This is a genomic window from Lewinella cohaerens DSM 23179 (assembly GCF_000379805.1).
Lineage (GTDB): Bacteria > Bacteroidota > Bacteroidia > Chitinophagales > Saprospiraceae > Lewinella > Lewinella cohaerens.
In genome coordinates this window covers 1-16,303 of the sequence record NZ_KB903539.1, presented here as the reverse complement: position 1 = coordinate 16,303, position 16,303 = coordinate 1, and the positions used below count along the sequence as shown (strand labels likewise).

Genomic DNA, 16,303 nt, shown 5'->3' with positions numbered 1-16,303 from the left:
ATTTTGATGACAATCAAAATTCGGGATGACTAATATTTAAACCTAATACTTCGTACCAAGTACCTAAAAAGTTACCACATCATGATCCAGCGCCACCCCAAGGCAGTGCTGTTCATAGCGCGGTACATTTCATTTCCTTTCCAATCTAGTTGCCCGCCTTCGTTGCTGCCGCTATCGCTTTCGGTTGCAAAGAAAGTCTCTTTGCTATCATAGCTCAAAGGCTCCAGGTCTTCTTTTACCAGCAAGGCATTGATAGCCATTACCTCATTACTAAGGCGTTGGGCGAATTGAACATTGATTTGCTGCATGGCAAGGCTTAGCCGATCTGCTTCTCCTACTTGCGAATCAGAAGGTTTGCCGGGGTATTGGCTCACCTTCATGTAAAGGTTCGAGATACGTTCCCGAATCTGCTCGCCTTCATCTACATAGAAGTCACCTTCCAGAGCTACCAGGGAATTCATGGTTGTGCGAATGTCCTGAGCCAAACGATCTACCGCTAACTGTCGCTTCTTCTTTAATCCGTCCAAGGCTTCTAACTGACCTGCAAGTTGGTCATATACCTGGTAAATGTAGGCCAGGTCTTCACTCATGTCATAAAGCTGTTGGGTGACCTTGCGTTGCAAAGCACGTTCCTCAAGGGTATAAGGGGCATCAGGATCAAAAGCCAGAGTAAAGCTGGTGGTATAAGTGTCCCTGCCTTTGATCAGCTTTACTTCGTATTCCCCAGCTTCCAGGTTAGGGCCAAAAATGGAACCAAAGAGGGCACTCCGGTTGCGGGTAGGTGCTGCTTTGGGTTGTGGCAGGCTGGTAGGCATTCGCACCACATTGATTCCCGCAGATTTGCTCGCTTGAATTTCCTTTATCTTTTCACCATCCTTGTAAATTTCGATATACATCTTACCAAAAGTATGGCGTTTCTGGCTGTAGTACATCACTGGGGCTGCCGAGCTGGGGTTGCCTGCCGTAAAGTTACCAGAACCACCAAACCAGCTTCCGCCTGCACCAGGGTCACGCAGTAGTGTTGGAGGGAGTTCAAAGAAAGCTACTTTTTCGGTGAGCATTTCTGCGGTAATTTGCCGCAATGGGCTCAAGTCATCCAGTAGGATAATACCCCGGCCGTGGGTGGCCATTACCAGTGCGTTGTCACGAGGATGGATCACCATGTCACGTACGCCTACCTTCGGCATATTGTTGGTGAAACGTGCCCAGGTCGTACCATCGTCTAGTGAAATGTATAGACCAAATTCGGTGCCCAAAAACAAGAGGTTGGGTTGTACCAAGTCTTGGCGAACACTCAATGCATAGCCTGATACATCTTCTGTGTTGGTCAGGCAAATCCAGGTAGCCCCCAGGTCGGTAGTTTTATAGAGATAGGTCGTCATATCGCCCATACGGTGGTGGTCGAATGTCACGTACGCAGTCTTCGCGTCATGTGGGCTGGGATCAACGAAAGTGATCCAGGTGTTTTCCGGAAGATCGGGAACATTAGCAATGACGTTTTGCCAGTTTTTGCCACCATCACTGGTGACCTGTAGATGACCATCATCAGTACCCACCCAAATGGTTTGATCGGCTACTGGCGACTCTGCAATGGTATAGATGGTACAGTTGTTCTCTGCTGTAGAGTTGTCAATACTCAATCCGCCAGAGGCAAACTGCTGCTGCTTGTCTGGGTTGTCTGTGGTAAGGTCTGGAGAAATACGGTCCCAGCTTTCACCCATATCTTCACTGCGGTAAAGATACTGACTGGCAAAATACATCCGTTCCGGGCGCAAAGTGCTGATATGAACTGGTGAGTTCCAATTGTAGCGTAGTTCCTCCTCTCCTTCTCCACGGTAAGGGGCTATTGACTTGGCTTGCCCTGTTGTTTTATTGTAGCGAACGAGGTTACCGCCCTGGTATTCAGCAAAAATGATATCCTCGTGTATAGGGTGAGGAAAGGTGTAGAAGCCATCGCCACCGTAGACGTTGGTCCAGTCATTATTACTAATACCACCGGCTCGGCGTGAGGGGCCAACCCAAGAGCCATTATCTTGTAAGCCACCATAGACGTTGAAAGGTTTAGCGTTATCTACACTTACGTGGTAAAATTGAGAAACAGGTAGGTTCATCCACATCTTGGTGGTCCGGCCCCGGTCGATACTTTCGTAGATACCCCCATCAGTTGCTACCAGAATGTGCTTGGGGTTGGCAGGGTCGATCCATATATCGTGAATATCGGAGTGGACACTGTTTCCTATTGCCCGAAAAACGCGGCCCCGGTCTTCACTGATAATAGCGTTCAATCCACACTTTGCAACAATACTATCATTGGTAGGATCAACAGTCAGGTTACTAAAGTAAAAAGGGCGCACAGTGGTACCAAAGTCATTGCTGGCCATTTCCCAGTTGGCACCAGCATCGGTGCTAAGGTATAAACCTTTCTTATCAGCACTTTTACATTCTACCGAAAGGTAAATGACGTCGCCATTAGTGGGGGCTACACCAATAGCCATACGACCGAGTTTTTCATCAGGGAGACCATTTTGAATTGGCGTCCAATTACCTCCCCCATCGGTACTTTTGTAAACACCGCTACCTCCAGTAAATCCAGAGTCAAATGACCATGGGTAACGCCGAAAACTCCAGGTGACAGCGTAGACAACCTCAGGGTTTTCTGGGTCGAAATCAAGGTCGGTCGCGCCGGTGTTTTCGTCGATGTAAAGTACTTTCTCCCAAGTTGCCCCACCATCGGTAGTTTTAAAAACACCTCTTTCTTCGTTGGCGTTCCACAAATGGCCGAGAGCGGCCACATAGGCTGTATTAGGATCAGTAGGGTGGATGATGATGTCGGAAATACGCTCGGTATTCTCTAAGCCGATAGCCTTCCAGCTTGTGCCGCCGTTGGTACTTTTGTACATGCCGGTTCCGACAGAGACGCTATTACGTGTCCATTGTTCACCAGTACCTACGTACACCGTTTCCGGCTCACTGGGAGCAATAGCCACTTTGCCAATGGACTGGGTGTGGTCATCAAAAACGGGGCGGAGTACAGTACCTCCGGTAACGGTTTTCCAAACGCCTCCACCAGCAGAACCTAGATAAATAGTGGTGGGGTCATCCGGGTGTACCGCAATGCTACTCACGCGGCCACTCATTACTGCTGGGCCGATCTGTCGGGCACGAAGGCCGTCGATCAGTATAGAGCTGGTCGTAATTTGGCTATCCTGGGCTTGGGCTTGCTGGAAAAATAAAAGACTGAAAAGAAGGGTGCAAGAGGTAAAAAGAATTCGCATAATAGGTTGAATTTCTCGTTTAACGAACACTGGCCCTGACGACGTTTGCCGTAGGGCCAGTGAATTAGTTGCTGGCAAGCAGAAGAATTACTTGCCTTTGTCTGCAGCTTTAGGATAGACGAAGATCGTTTCATCTAACTCTAAATTTAGTTCAATCTTGGTTACCGTCAATGAAAATTGAGTAGCACCGCCTACTTTTGATTCGATGTACATCGGGATCATTAATCCTTCATACTCTTCGTAATCACTTAGGTAGGTCTCTACAGCTTGGCCGGCCATCTGTCCTTCTTCCACAATGGTTTTTTGCATGATAGGCACCATGTATTCTGGGTCAAAATAATGGAATTCCTCCGTACCGTCTTTTTTAGTCAATTTTACTTCATAAGTCATCACTCCGTCCACTTCGGCTTCACCTAGTAGCTCAATCATGTGACCTTTGTCAGCGTAGTCGATAAAATCATCCTCAAAGGTTTCTTTGGTAAATTCATTGGCCATTTCGGCAGGCATCGGCTGTGCATCAGCTGCTCCCATAAATGGGTTGATCCACCAAGCTGTTTCTCCATCATAAGCCTGGATCATCTCCTGACCTTGAATATTGATTTCCATGCGCTGCTTGTTAGGTGGCATTTGCATGATTACGCCAGGGAATTCCATACCCATCTGAGCCATTTTGGCTTCCATTCGTATAGAAGTGAGGGCTTTCCAGTTGTCTTTACCACCAATGTTTTCGAGGTAAGCCTCTATGATCTCGTCAGCAGTAATATCCGTAACGGCTTTCTCTTGCGCGTTACCCATGAAAAATCCTAGTGACAATGCGCAAAGCAAGAAAATGTGTTTCATTCTGGTTTATTTTTTACGAAAATGATTGTATTGAGTCTGGTTGTTCGCAGTGGATTGTTTGGTGAAAAACAAACTGCGATCTATTAGTAACACCGGACTCAAAAATATTACACTCTAAGGTGGGAATTGTGCGGAAAAAACCGAAAAATATTCGATGAAAGAGGAAAAGGGAGGGATGAAATCGAAGCTATCGTTTTGTTAGGTTTTCAATATCGTCTTGATCTTTAGGGCGTAATACGGCTCTTTTTGCTTCTAGAAGCTCGTTAAAAATATTACTCATCAATGGGCATGTTTACGTATGAAAAATTTCTGCCGATCTATCTTAGTATTGCGCAGAAAATAAAACACGATTTTTTATAAGACTTTCAAATAGTTAACCCGCTTAAAATGAACCGCTTGGCCAACTATTGTGAAAGTCAAAATCGTGTTTTATTTTCGTGCTGTTCCTTAGGAGGATTATTCAAGTCGAAATTATAGGCTTGACTTATCAAAAAATAGGCAGCCTGTAATCTTTCAACAGGTGTTTTAGTTTGCCAGTAGCTTAACTGGTGGCTAGCTTCATTAAAGGTCTGCATCTTGAATTTCGTCCGATCTAAACGGAAAGGAGTATCGCTCATAGCTATCATGTATTAGATTAAAGCTCGTTTGTCCACCTGGAAAGATGCTTGGGTTGAATATCAATTATGTAAATAATTGTGTATTAAAGAACAAGTTTGTAAGATGTGTTTTGAAGTGATGTAGATATAACCAAATAAGCCTCAGCGATCAACCGAGTTCAAAAAAAATAAAAAAAGATGGCTGCTTCACTAACCTTTTTAATTTTTCCAACGATAGTAGGGATAGAAGGCATGATTGAGACGGCTATATTAAACAGCACTCTTTATAAAATCCTTCTATAAAAAACATTATCAACGTATATGTCATACGGAAAACATAGCACCGAAGAGAACTTGCGACAGGGATGCCTGGCGGGGGATCGGTTGGCGCAAAAGGAGCTTTACCGTCGCTTTTACGGTAAACTTCTAGGTATTCCGATGCGCTATACCCGCGATAAGGAGGAAGCTACCGCAATATTGAATCAGGCATTTCTAACCATTTTTAATGGGCTGGGAAAATACCGGGAAGTAGGGTCATTCCAGGGATGGATGGCAACCATTACTTTCAGAACAACGATGGATCACTTACGTTACGAGCAGCGCTATCGGGAACGTATTAGCCTGGAAGCCAAAGACGTACCCATTATGAGAAGCAAGGCCGAGGAAAACCTGGCGGTCGAAGAACTCATTCAGATTATTCAGCGCTTACCTGATCATTTACGTGTTGTTTTCAGCTTGTATGTGATCGAAGGATACAAACATGAGGAAATTACCAACCTGTTGGGCATCACCCTCAGTACGAGTAAATGGAGACTAGCTAAAGCTCGCGAGACCTTACAGTCTTGGCTGGGGCAATTGTATAACCAAAAAGGCAGATCGGCATGAGTTTCGACTACAACAAATGGGAAGACGAGCTTCGGTCTAAAGTAGAAGCACACGAATTTGCCTTTGATGCCTCGGCCTGGGAGCAGATGGATGAACTCCTGGACCAAGGCGGTGGTACAATGGCCCCCAAAGAAGAGACTCCGCCAGCCGGCGGCCGCTTGACAGCATGGATATTTAGAGGCTTGATTTTGATCATTATTGGAGCCTTGTGCTGGTGGGTGCTTAATGATCCAAATAAAAACACTGTTACTCTGAGTAGTTTTAATATTACAACGACTACAGAAAACCCATTACACACTGAGAACGCGCCCTTTAAAGTGGAGGTAGGAAGCACGACGAATCCCGAGTACCGTCAGCTTCCTGCCAATACCACTGAGTTTGTGGAAGCGGCGCCAGAGGCTACAAACTTTTTATCTACAGAAATAAACGACAGCACACCAATAGAAGAGGAAGAGGAACAATCTTTACCTGACAGAAGTGCTGCTTACCTTACGTTTCCTTTAAAAGGGAACATGACGATACCATTGCTGCCAAGTTTATTGGATGATAAACTTTCAGCCCCGGTTCTTGAAAGCCAGAAACGAAAACGTGACCGGCGAACCTTATACCCCGATGTTATCGAGCGGTATTAGGAATTCTTCTTATTAAATTAAACCTGATCAAGCCATCCGTAGCTTCTAGTAGCGATGCCCAACATTATCTCAGTATGCTGGCCGTGGGGTTTAGTGCTCGCTTGCGCTAATAAAAGGTGGGCGCTAGATGAAATCGTTTGGGGTTGAATGCTTAAGACGTGGCTTGGACTTCAGTCCGAGCGGGAAGATATTGCGATTGTGGCCGGACTGAAGTCCAGCCTACACTTTTACAACCAAACGATTTCATCTAGCGCCAAACACAAAAGCCCCGCTACCAAATGGCAGCGGGGCTTTTTTATAGTAGCAACTAGCGCTAGGCTAACTTACTTGTCTTCTGGTTCACGACCACCATCAAGGTAATCCTGGTAAGTTACCAGCTCGTCCCATTTGCCATCGGCAGCAAGGCGTGCCTGCTTGGCCCATGTGGTAGGCTGGTGCATACGGTAGCGTGGTCCGGCTTCGTCGAGGATGCCTTGTACTTTTTCCGTAGGTGCATTAGCTAAGTCTTCCCAAGTCATGATGCCACCGTCGTGTAGTAGACCTTCGATCTTAGGACCGACACCTTCTACCATCTTGAGGTCATCCTGCTTGATGCTCTTACCATTTGGTAATTCAATCTTAGCAGCTTTCTGTTTAGGAGCAGCTTTCTTTGGTGCTTCTGCCTTAGGTGCTTCTGCAGCTACAGAACGTGCTTCAGCTACAGGAGCTGGAGCAGCTTTTTTAGCTGGAGCTTTCTTTACTGGAGCAGCAGGTGCTTCAGCTACTGCATCAGCAGGAAGAATGCTTACGTAAGTACGGTTAGAACGACGCTTGCGGAAAGTTACCGTACCGTCGATCTTAGCGTGTAGGGTGAAATCTTTCCCCATGTATACGTTATCACCAGGATGGTACTTGGTACCACGCTGACGAACGATAATGTTACCTGCGATAGCGTTTTGGCCTCCGAATAGCTTAACGCCAAGTCGTTTACTCTGACTGTCGCGTCCATTGTCGGTACTACCTACACCTTTTTTATGTGCCATGGTTTAATGCTTTTTAGATGAACAATGATGCAACCGACTTAGCCGGCAATGCTGTCTATTTTAATTTTGGTAAAATGCTGGCGGTGACCATTCTTGACGCGGTATCCTTTACGGCGCTTCTTCTTGAATACGATCACTTTGTCGCCTTTCTGGTGGCCTAATACCGTAGCATTAACCTTGGCGTCCAAAACCGGCGTGCCAATCGAGGTGTTACCGTCGTTGTTGATCATTAAAACCTGATCAAACGACATTTTATCACCTTCGCTTGCTTCTAGCTGGTGGACGAAGATCTCCTGACCTTCCTCAACTTTGAACTGTTGACCAGCTATGGTTACGATTGCGAACATTAGTAGTTGTTTGTTTGAAAAATTTCCTAACGGGCTGCAAAGATAAGCTTTACTTTGAAATTATTAGCGTTTCCGTTACTTTTTTTGTTAGTGGGCAGGTGCCGCTTATTCCCCTTCTCCTGATCTTTTGGGCTGGACTCTCGGACTTTGGGCAAAAGTCCAACTTATTCATTTCTTCCCACTTCCCATAAATGATCGAGCAGCCGCCTGAGTAGGCTTTTGTTCTCGCTAAGCAAGACGGCTTGAGCGCGCATTTGTTGCCGAGCTTGTAATGTTATACCATAAGAAGTACGTAAACTGTCTGGGAGCCCCAAGACCAAGCGGTAGCTTCCTCCTTCTGCATTTGCAGCTAATGCTATTTGTTGTACTTCTGCACGGATCTGTCCAAATTCGCGACTAGGATAAGCATCCAACTCCAGGTAGGCTTTGGCTCCGGGAAGAATTTTACCACTGGCTGTTTGTGGGAGCAGCCCCTCAGCAAGGTATACGCCAGTAGTGTCGGCAGGAACAATACCCATGACGACCTGGTGGGGGGGCACAAAAAGGCCGGGATAGATGTTTTCGTAGAAAGAAATACTGCCACTTTGTGTTGCCCGTAGCACGTAAAGTTCTTGCCATTCGTAAAGCTCTTGCTGTAAAAGGCGCAACGAAGCCTGCCACTTTAGCCAGCGTTCCATGATTTGGTCGCTGACATTTTCACCCAGCGCGAGGCGGCTTTCGCGGAGTTCAGCTTCTCTGTTCCGGCTTTCGGTCAGCCGATTTTCTTGCTGTTTTATTTGCCTTTCCGAACGTAAATAATTGGTTGCAGCTTGATCCACCTCCAGTTGACTGGCTGCTTCTTTAATGAAAAGCTCCTCGTATTGATTCAATTGGTTTCGGGCAATTGCTGTTTCTAACTCCTGGGTTTCCAGTTGCTCCTGAAGACTGGCTTGTAGCTTTTTTATCTCTTCCAATTGTTTTGTTATCTCTTGGGCGCGTGGACTACTACTCTGCCGCTGCAGCCAATAGTCGATTTCTGTACTAAGGTTTTGCAATTGGGTATAAGTACGCCCCATGGTCCCCAGCTTAAGGGAGGAAGGAAGACTAACGGAAGGGATATCCAAAGGGCTGGAAAAGGGCCTTAGATTTGCGATCAATTCCTCCATTTTTAAGACATCTTGCAAATCGGCAGGATTGTCGAGAACGATTAACGGCGCATTGGTTTCGACAAATTCTCCTTCTGTTACGAAAACTTGAGCAACAACACCTTCTGTGCGCGTAACCACCGGCACCGGAGGAGCCCCTGCCGTGATGACCACTTCCGTGGTAATCTTATCTGGATAATTGACCCAACTGATAAACAGCAGCAGCAAAGCAAAGAACACTACAATCACCCCACTCCCCCAATACAGCATCCAGCCGGAAGGGCGGCCGAAAATGGCCAGTGTATCCTCGGCTGGTTCAAGCGGAGGCAAAGAGGGGCGAGCGGGCATAAGGAATATTTTTAGTCCTTTTTAGAGTGTGTTTGGGACTTGTTCCTGCTGCGAATCGCAACTCCTTGGTTCTCGTGACGAAACCGTCCCAAACATACTCTAAAGATAAGTCAATTGTATTGCGTAAAAAACAAATTGAACCTTCTTTAGGTTTCCAAAACACCTAACTCGCTCAAAATGAAACACTTAACCTTCTACTCGGAAAACGAATGCTCAATTTGTTTTTGTGCTGTTTCCTACCCTGTTTTTTTACGTTATTTTTGCGCCACATGTAAACCAGTTACCCAAAGAATGGATCCCAAGTGGTTGAGTGCCCTCAGGCAAGAACAAGCGATAAAAAGAAAAAAGAAAGCGACACAGGCTTCTGCTGATTTCCATTTTCGGTTATGTAAAGAAGAGCAAGGAATCGCGCTACGAGTCGTGAATGCCAACGGGGCGGAAGTAGAGATAGATTATAATGAGAGCGTCGGCTATGAAAGGCAACTGCTCAGTACCCTGCATCAATTAAAGCAGCAGCAGGATTTTGTAATTGATTGGGCACAACCGAGTAATAGTATTTTCCTTCACGAGCATCCCTATCTACTGGCCTTGTTGCGGCATTGCTCCCGATTGGAAAACGAAAAAGGAGAAAGCATCACTTTCTCAACGGGTAAAGGGCGGATGGTTTTTCAACTTGACCCCAAAGAAGATGATCAGCTAGAGGCCAAGCATTTTTTGATTGTTAATGAAAAGCGCCACGCGGATTTTGTAATGCTCACCGAAGACATGGTGCTTTGGGAGCAGCAAATTATCGAAGTCTCTCCTCTTGGTGGTGGTTTTGCCTTCCTTTCTGTTTTTAATACCACCATTAATAAAGCCGATGANGTTTTCTTCTTGTCGCTTTACTTTAGCCAAATTGACAATATAAAACTGGTTTACGATCAGTATGAGCTTCATCAAACCGAGCAGCTCATTGAAGCAGAGCCTTGTTTGGTTTTCGAAAAAATTGATGTTGATCAGAGCCTCTATTTGAGGGTAGGCCAAACGCTGCCACATATTGACATTGACCGGATGCAGGATTACCCCCTTGTTCGCTATGCTCAGGTGAATGAACTGGAGAAAAGAATCACGCTGCGGGTCATTCGCCAAAATCAGTATGAAGATTTACTCTACTCCATGGAGCGGATGCTGCAAAAAGGGCGAGGTAAACAGCAGTCTTTCTTTCGGGAAGATAATTTGTTTGTGTTGGAGCAGGATTGCGCCAGCACCTTTATTACCGAGAACCTCCCGAAGTTATTGCAAAGCTACCGCGTACTGGGAGCAGAGCAGCTGAAAGAATATAAAATCACGGTACAATCCCCGAAGGTAAGTATGCGCCTCAGCCACGGCATCGACTTTTTGGAAGGAGAGGTGGACGTTGATTTTGGTGAACAAAGCATCGGGCTTTTTGATTTGCTGCGGCAATTTCAAAAACAGCGCTATGTCGTTTTAGGAGATGGCACCACAGCTATCGTCGATGAGCACTATGTGCGCCGCCTGGAACGGCTTTTTAAGCATAAAGACAAAGAAAAAAAGACCCTGCAATTATCGGTCTTCGATTTGCCACTCATCGAAGATTTGATTGCAGAGCAGACCGATCAGTCTCCATTTAAGCGTTCGCGGGCTGTTTTTGAAGGTTTTGCTGATTTAGCAAAAAAGAAAACACAGCTACCTAAACTGAACGCTACCATGCGGCCCTATCAGAAATATGGGTTCAAGTGGCTGAACTATCTACGGGAGCAAAACCTGGGCGGCTGCCTTGCCGATGATATGGGCTTGGGGAAAACCCTACAAGCCATCAGTGTGCTGGCCAAAGTTTACAGCAACCCGGAAGAAAAGCGACCTTCGCTGGTCGTGGCTCCTCGGAGCTTATTGCAAAACTGGCGTAAAGAATGTGAGCGTTTTGCGCCACAGCTCACCACCTACATCCACTACGGAACAGACCGAAACTGGGAAGCTACTGCCGGGTCGCAAGTTGTGATTACGACCTACGCTACAATGCGTAATGATATCAAAGACCTTAAAGACATTGATCTTTGTTATGTGATCCTGGATGAGTCACAGAATATCAAGAATATTGAAACCCAAACCACCAGGGCTGTTTTGTTATTACAGGCAGATCATCGCCTGGCGCTCAGTGGTACGCCCATAGAGAATAACCTGGGAGAATTGTATTCCTTATTTCGTTTTCTCAATCCTGGAATGTTTGGTACGCTCAAACAGTTTATGCAGGATTATGGCTATCCCATTCAAAGGGAAAACGATGCGGTAGCGACCCGCCATTTGCGTAAGAAGATATTCCCCTTTATTCTTCGTCGCCACAAAGAAGATGTATTGGATGATCTGCCCGACAAGGTAGAACAGACGCTGTATGTGGATATGAGCCCCGAACAAGCTCAGCTTTATGAGATGCGCCGCCGATACTATCAGGAGCTGATTGAGCAGCAAGTAGCTAGTAAGGGAATTAGTAAGAGCCAGTTTATCATATTTCAGGCCCTTAACGAACTCCGCCAGATAGCTACGATCCCGGAAAGTAAGACCAACGGTAAAGTACAGTCGGCCAAAAAAGAATTGCTGCTCGAACAACTTTGGGAAGTGATCGGGAATGGCCGCAAAGCACTCATTTTTGTCAACTTCCTCGCCGGCCTTGAGTTGCTGGGCAATGCGCTTGATGAGCAAGGCGTAGATTACGTAAGCATGAGTGGAGCCACCCGCAACCGGCAGGAATTGGTAGACCGTTTTCAGGAAGACCCTTCTTGTCGGGTGTTTTTGATGACGCTAAAAACCGGTGGCACAGGCCTCAATCTCACGGCCGCCAGCACCGTCTTTATCTATGACCCTTGGTGGAATGTCGCTGCCGAAAAGCAGGCCATCGACCGTACACACCGGATAGGCCAGGTCAATAAAGTACATGCCTTGCGGCTAATAACGGTAGGAACCATTGAGGAGAAGATTCGACTTTTACAGGAAAAGAAACAAGAGTTGTTTGATAACATTATCGGTGCTGACGGCGCTGCAGCTAAGAATATTACGGCAGAGGATATCGATTTTATCTTAGGGAAATAGCCAGGAGAGATGATACAAGAAGATGGAAATTTGGGCTGGAAAACGAGTGATGTTGCAGAAGGTTTTGACGAATTGAACAAGAACGATTTGTCGCAAACCTTTTGGCGCTTGGCAGTACCTTTCGTAAAGGAAGAGCGGAAGCTGATTTTGAGTCAGTTACCTGCTGCTTCGGCGATCTATCGCGAGTGGGCAACTTATGGCAACCGCTCCCCTCAGAAATCTTTGATGATCAAGGTGTGTAGCTTGCCGTTCATGTCCAGGAGCCTGTATCAGCGTTTTGTCGCAAACCTTGACCCTGAGGTGAAGACCTTGATGGAATATCTTGCCTTGAAGGGGCCACTCAACCATCAAATGATTGAGGACGAACTGGCTATTACCACCTACGAAAAAGAGTATCAGGAAGGTGGGATGCACCGTTACAATCGGCCGAGCATAAAGCTACTACCCCAGTTTCGTGTCTTACCCTCCCGTGAGCCGTTTAGTTATTATTATGGCAGAGAAGCTAAAATTGTTTTTCTGTTACCCAAGCTGTTGCAAAAGATCATTGCTATTCTCTCGTCACCGATTGAGGCAAGACTGCCGTCTTATCCAGAACTACCAGAGAGTGCAAAGAAAATGGGTGTCTTTTATGGAGAAGAATTGATCTTACGAGAGTTGCCGGGCTTAATTATTTTTCTGAATAACAAACGCCCTAAACTCAGTAAAAAAGGGCGACCCAATGCTGCTTCCATCCGCGCTTTGGGTAAAAAACTGGCACTTACAGAATTCTATCCGGAGACCAAGCAAAAGGAACTTATGCATATGCGGGCCAATATGTTGGCCAGCCTCTTGCTACAGCTGGATGACTTGCCCAATAATGCCAGTCCGCCGGATTTGATCAAACATCTTTTTACGAAAACCTACCCCCAGCAATTTCGTTCCGCCCTGCATTTACTGACGTACGTTAATGGCGTTTCCAGTTTAAGAGCGCCCGCTTTCCGAAAGGTGGAGCATGATTCGGTGGAGTACTTTCAGCCGCTCTACGAACAAGGTTGGGTAGCGCATAAAGACTGGCAGCATCAAAAGGAAAGAACTGCTTACCATATTGATTTTGTTGAGCCTAGAGAGTTAAACCGCTTAATGTTGGAGATTCCGGGAGAATTTACAAGCAGTTCTTTTCCCTCAACAATGGAGGTTGCCCCCTTTTATGGGCAAAAACTTATCCAATGGCCGATCCTGCGTGCGCACCTGTTCCTCTTTGCGGCCTGGGGGCTCCTTGACCTGGTGTGCGAAGAGCCCAATTGTAAAGGGATTGGCTACACCTGTGACAGTCCCTACGATGGCGTGAGATATATTCGACTTACCCCCTTGGGAGCCTATGTTTTAGGATACACAGATGAATACGAATCTGAAATCACACAGCCCTTTGAGTTGGAACTCTCTGACGATGTTCTCTCCATTTTGCTAACTGCCGGCGACATGGAATTGGCCAGCCGTGCCATTGCATCTTTTGCGCGGCCCGTAGGCAGTAAACGCTTCCAGACCAATGCCGATATGTTTTTGCAAGATTGCAATACGGCAAAGGATCTAAAACAGAAGATTGATCTTTTTAGCACCCTCTTTCCAGGCGATCTACCCGCCAATTGGCAGGCCTTCTTTAGGGAGCTTTCGCAGAAAGCCAATCCGCTAACCGAAGAAGAGTTCCTCGTCTTTTCGATCAATCCCAATGACCAGAAACTCTTGCAACTATTGGCCCAGGACGAAAAGATTCGGGAACTTTGCAGCAAGGCAGAAGGCTATCGTATACTGGTAAGGACCAAGGATTTTAAACGCTTACAGAAGCTATTGCGGGCTTATGGGTATTTGGTGGAGTAAGGGAGTTGCTTGCGTTGCATAGGCTGGAGAGTCTTTCACCGTTTCATCGGGATTTCATGGGTGCCGGAACCATTCTGTCAACCTGGTGAGGCTATCCTTCCCAATTTGCTGCAGACGCACATGGTCGGGCGATATTTCTTTTATTTTATAGATGATGTCGTCATGGGGAGGTTTTTTTTCGATTAATAAAACGGAGTCACTGAGGCGGATGGACCAGTGCCCACCCCCATACATCTTGCTTTTCTCGATGCCCCGATAAGTATAACTTGCGTCTGCACTCAAGAGGTGGTAACATCTATCATTGTCCAGCCCGGCAGGGTAGTCATTATGGTTCCACTTTCCTACTAACTGCTTTTCCAATATATTTCTATTGCCTATTTCTTTTAGTTTGGCTTTTTCTCGTTCTTCTTCGGTGGGCAAGNACATGTCAAGTAAAACCCATAATACAACGCCGCCGAGCAATACTAGTATTTTTGGAAGTTTCATACTTCGGTTTTTTCGATATTTGTGGGGCTGAATCAAGTTGAACATTTATCACCCCTGATGGAAGTTTTCGATAATGTCTATAGTATGAAAGCGCATTTCATCCGTTTGGCTTACCGATTAATTTAGGCTTTATTGAGTACCATCTTTTAAATATTTTTTATTCTCCTCCAACGCTAAGAAATCCGAATAGGATGCCAAAAGCGTCTGCGTCTCCATCAATTACGTCCGCTAGGAGATAGGCGAATTTCAACATCACCTCTTCCTCTTTGTCGTTAACGTGCTCATAGGCAAAATCCGCAAATCTTTTTACTTTATCTGAAAGCAGGTTTGTTTGTAACTCAATATCTAACAGTTGCGAAATGAGCTTGAAATCAAGCAATTCGGCTTTGTTGGAGACGAAAAACCTTAAGCTTACATTCTTGATGGATGCGACTTGAAAGCCACCCGAATTTGCCACCAATTCACCGAGTGTCTGATCCTTTTCCTCTATTTGTTCTTCCAGGATTTCAAAAAGTTTGACATGTTTTTTTAGCACAGTATCTACCTCATTGTTGCTCAACCTAATTTCGTTTTCAATCGCCAAGAGTGTTTGTTCGATATACTTCTCATTGTCTTTTCTTTCTTTGTAATTACTTACTGAAACAGCAATCAATACCCCAAGGACCACGATGGCAATTTCCCGTAGAAATGAAACAATTTGGCTTCTCTTTTTCATTTTCTTTAGTTTGCTCACTAAAATTAGGCTTTTCCGGTATTCTGCACTTCTTTTTGAGGAGTTTGTACCACAAGGGCTTGCCCGAAAGTTGCGGAAATTTTTTTTTGACAAAATCTCTAAAATTGTCTCTTGAGATGAAAATACCTTCCCCCTAAACCACCCCATTCAACTTTGCATACTGCAACAACATAATGGTCTTCGCGTCCTTGATCTCGCCAGATTTTACCATCGCCATCGCCTGGTCGAGCGTATATTCCAGTACTTCGATATCTTCGGTTTCTTCGGCCAATCCACCGCCCTCACTCACCTTTTGGTGGGCTTCATATTCACCAATGAAAAGGTATAATATTTCCGTGACCGCTCCGGGAGACATATATGCTTCCATCACTTTTTCAACTTCCTGAATACGGTAGCCTGTTTCTTCTTCGGTCTCACGGCGTACGCATTCGGCGGGGTCAGCTTCATCCAATAGGCCCGCACAGGCTTCGATCATCATCCCGTCAGGATTACCATTCAGGAAAGTAGGCAAGCGAAATTGGCGGGTAAGCAGCACGGTCGCTTGTGCTTTGTTGTACAAAAGTATAGCTGCGCCGTTACCACGGTCGTAAGCTTCTCGCACTTGTTCTACCCATTCGCCATCTTGCTGCCGAAATTCATAGGTGTGCTTACGGAGAATGTACCAGTTGTCAGAGAGGAGTTCAGAGCGGTGATTGCGGATCATCTAATTGGAATTTCAGTGAAAGCTAAAATAAATTTATTCAAAAAAAGAGGTTACCTTTTTCGTTGGCAACCTCTTCCTTTAAAGTTATGTTTTTTCAGTAGTGTCCGGTTAAAAAACAAGGAACCTTCATAAGGTTTCTGTTTATCAATAAGTTACAACGGTTTTCTTCGGAAACGATTTGAATCGCCTGCGAAGAAGGCCAAATTAGCGCCCAAAAGAGGGTAGCTAATGAATCGAGGTAAATATGTCTTTGCGCAGTTGATGAGTTTGATCAATCACAAAGAGTTTACCAAGTATGTTGACAAGTACGGCGGTAATTATCGAGTTCGCAATTTCACCTGCTGGCATCAGTTTTTGTGTATGAGCTTTGGCCA

General features: G+C 45.7%; 13 protein-coding genes. 5 read left to right on the top strand and 8 right to left on the bottom strand.

Features of this window, described 5'->3' with window-relative positions; genetic code table 11:
* Nucleotides 1–71: 71 nt before the first annotated feature.
* The 3 genes from A3EU_RS29900 to A3EU_RS34790 all read right to left on the bottom strand — a co-directional run bounded on the left by A3EU_RS29900 (nt 72) and on the right by A3EU_RS34790 (nt 4,732).
* Nucleotides 72–3,275, bottom strand: a complete 3,204-nt coding sequence (locus A3EU_RS29900; RefSeq protein ID WP_020535840.1) for a WD40/YVTN/BNR-like repeat-containing protein — start codon at nt 3,273–3,275, stop codon at nt 72–74.
* Nucleotides 3,276–3,362: 87 nt separating this feature from the next.
* On the bottom strand, nt 3,363–4,115 hold the full coding sequence (locus A3EU_RS0109100) for a LolA family protein (protein ID WP_020535839.1): 753 nt from the start codon (nt 4,113–4,115) through the stop codon (nt 3,363–3,365).
* Between the two features lie 416 nt (nt 4,116–4,531).
* A complete protein-coding gene (locus A3EU_RS34790; protein ID WP_020535837.1) occupies nt 4,532–4,732 on the bottom strand; it encodes a hypothetical protein in 201 nt (66 codons plus the stop codon).
* Between the two features lie 300 nt (nt 4,733–5,032).
* On the opposite strand from A3EU_RS34790, the gene A3EU_RS0109080 reads away from it, so the two are divergent.
* Nucleotides 5,033–5,596: an RNA polymerase sigma factor gene (locus A3EU_RS0109080; RefSeq protein WP_020535835.1), complete on the top strand. Its 564-nt coding sequence runs from the start codon at nt 5,033–5,035 to the stop codon at nt 5,594–5,596.
* On the top strand, nt 5,593–6,228 hold the full coding sequence (locus A3EU_RS0109075; RefSeq protein ID WP_020535834.1) for a hypothetical protein: 636 nt from the start codon (nt 5,593–5,595) through the stop codon (nt 6,226–6,228). Before A3EU_RS0109080 ends, A3EU_RS0109075 begins: the two co-directional genes overlap by 4 nt.
* 323 nt (nt 6,229–6,551) lie before the next feature.
* On the opposite strand, the gene rpmA is transcribed toward A3EU_RS0109075, so the two are convergent.
* The 3 genes from rpmA to A3EU_RS0109060 form a co-directional block, all read right to left on the bottom strand.
* Nucleotides 6,552–7,250, bottom strand: a complete 699-nt coding sequence (gene rpmA / locus A3EU_RS35370; RefSeq protein ID WP_020535833.1) for a 50S ribosomal protein L27 — start codon at nt 7,248–7,250, stop codon at nt 6,552–6,554.
* A gap of 38 nt (nt 7,251–7,288) precedes the next feature.
* The gene (gene rplU, locus A3EU_RS0109065; protein WP_020535832.1) at nt 7,289–7,597 is read right to left on the bottom strand and encodes a 50S ribosomal protein L21; all 309 of its coding nucleotides are present in this window, start codon (nt 7,595–7,597) and stop codon (nt 7,289–7,291) included.
* 164 nt (nt 7,598–7,761) lie between these two features.
* A complete protein-coding gene (locus A3EU_RS0109060; protein ID WP_020535831.1) occupies nt 7,762–9,069 on the bottom strand; it encodes an HlyD family secretion protein in 1,308 nt (435 codons plus the stop codon).
* Nucleotides 9,070–9,246: 177 nt separating this feature from the next.
* Between A3EU_RS0109060 and A3EU_RS0109055 the strand changes: the two genes are divergently transcribed.
* Together A3EU_RS0109055 and A3EU_RS0109050 are read left to right on the top strand one after the other, a co-directional pair.
* Complete coding sequence (locus A3EU_RS0109055) at nt 9,247–12,153, top strand: DEAD/DEAH box helicase (protein WP_425412665.1); 2,907 nt, start codon at nt 9,247–9,249, stop codon at nt 12,151–12,153.
* Nucleotides 12,154–12,162: 9 nt separating this feature from the next.
* Nucleotides 12,163–14,007, top strand: coding sequence for a hypothetical protein (locus A3EU_RS0109050; protein ID WP_020535829.1), 1,845 nt, complete (start codon nt 12,163–12,165; stop codon nt 14,005–14,007).
* Nucleotides 14,008–14,650: 643 nt separating this feature from the next.
* Here the strand turns inward: A3EU_RS0109050 and A3EU_RS0109040 are convergent.
* Together A3EU_RS0109040 and A3EU_RS0109035 are read right to left on the bottom strand one after the other, a co-directional pair.
* Complete coding sequence (locus tag A3EU_RS0109040) at nt 14,651–15,226, bottom strand: hypothetical protein (protein ID WP_156825714.1); 576 nt, start codon at nt 15,224–15,226, stop codon at nt 14,651–14,653.
* A gap of 133 nt (nt 15,227–15,359) precedes the next feature.
* Nucleotides 15,360–15,929, bottom strand: coding sequence for an NUDIX domain-containing protein (locus tag A3EU_RS0109035; protein ID WP_020535826.1), 570 nt, complete (start codon nt 15,927–15,929; stop codon nt 15,360–15,362).
* A gap of 228 nt (nt 15,930–16,157) precedes the next feature.
* Here A3EU_RS0109035 and A3EU_RS35475 point away from each other — a divergent pair.
* Nucleotides 16,158–16,303: DUF4372 domain-containing protein (locus A3EU_RS35475; RefSeq protein ID WP_020535825.1), on the top strand; the 146-nt coding region annotated here is incomplete at its 3' end.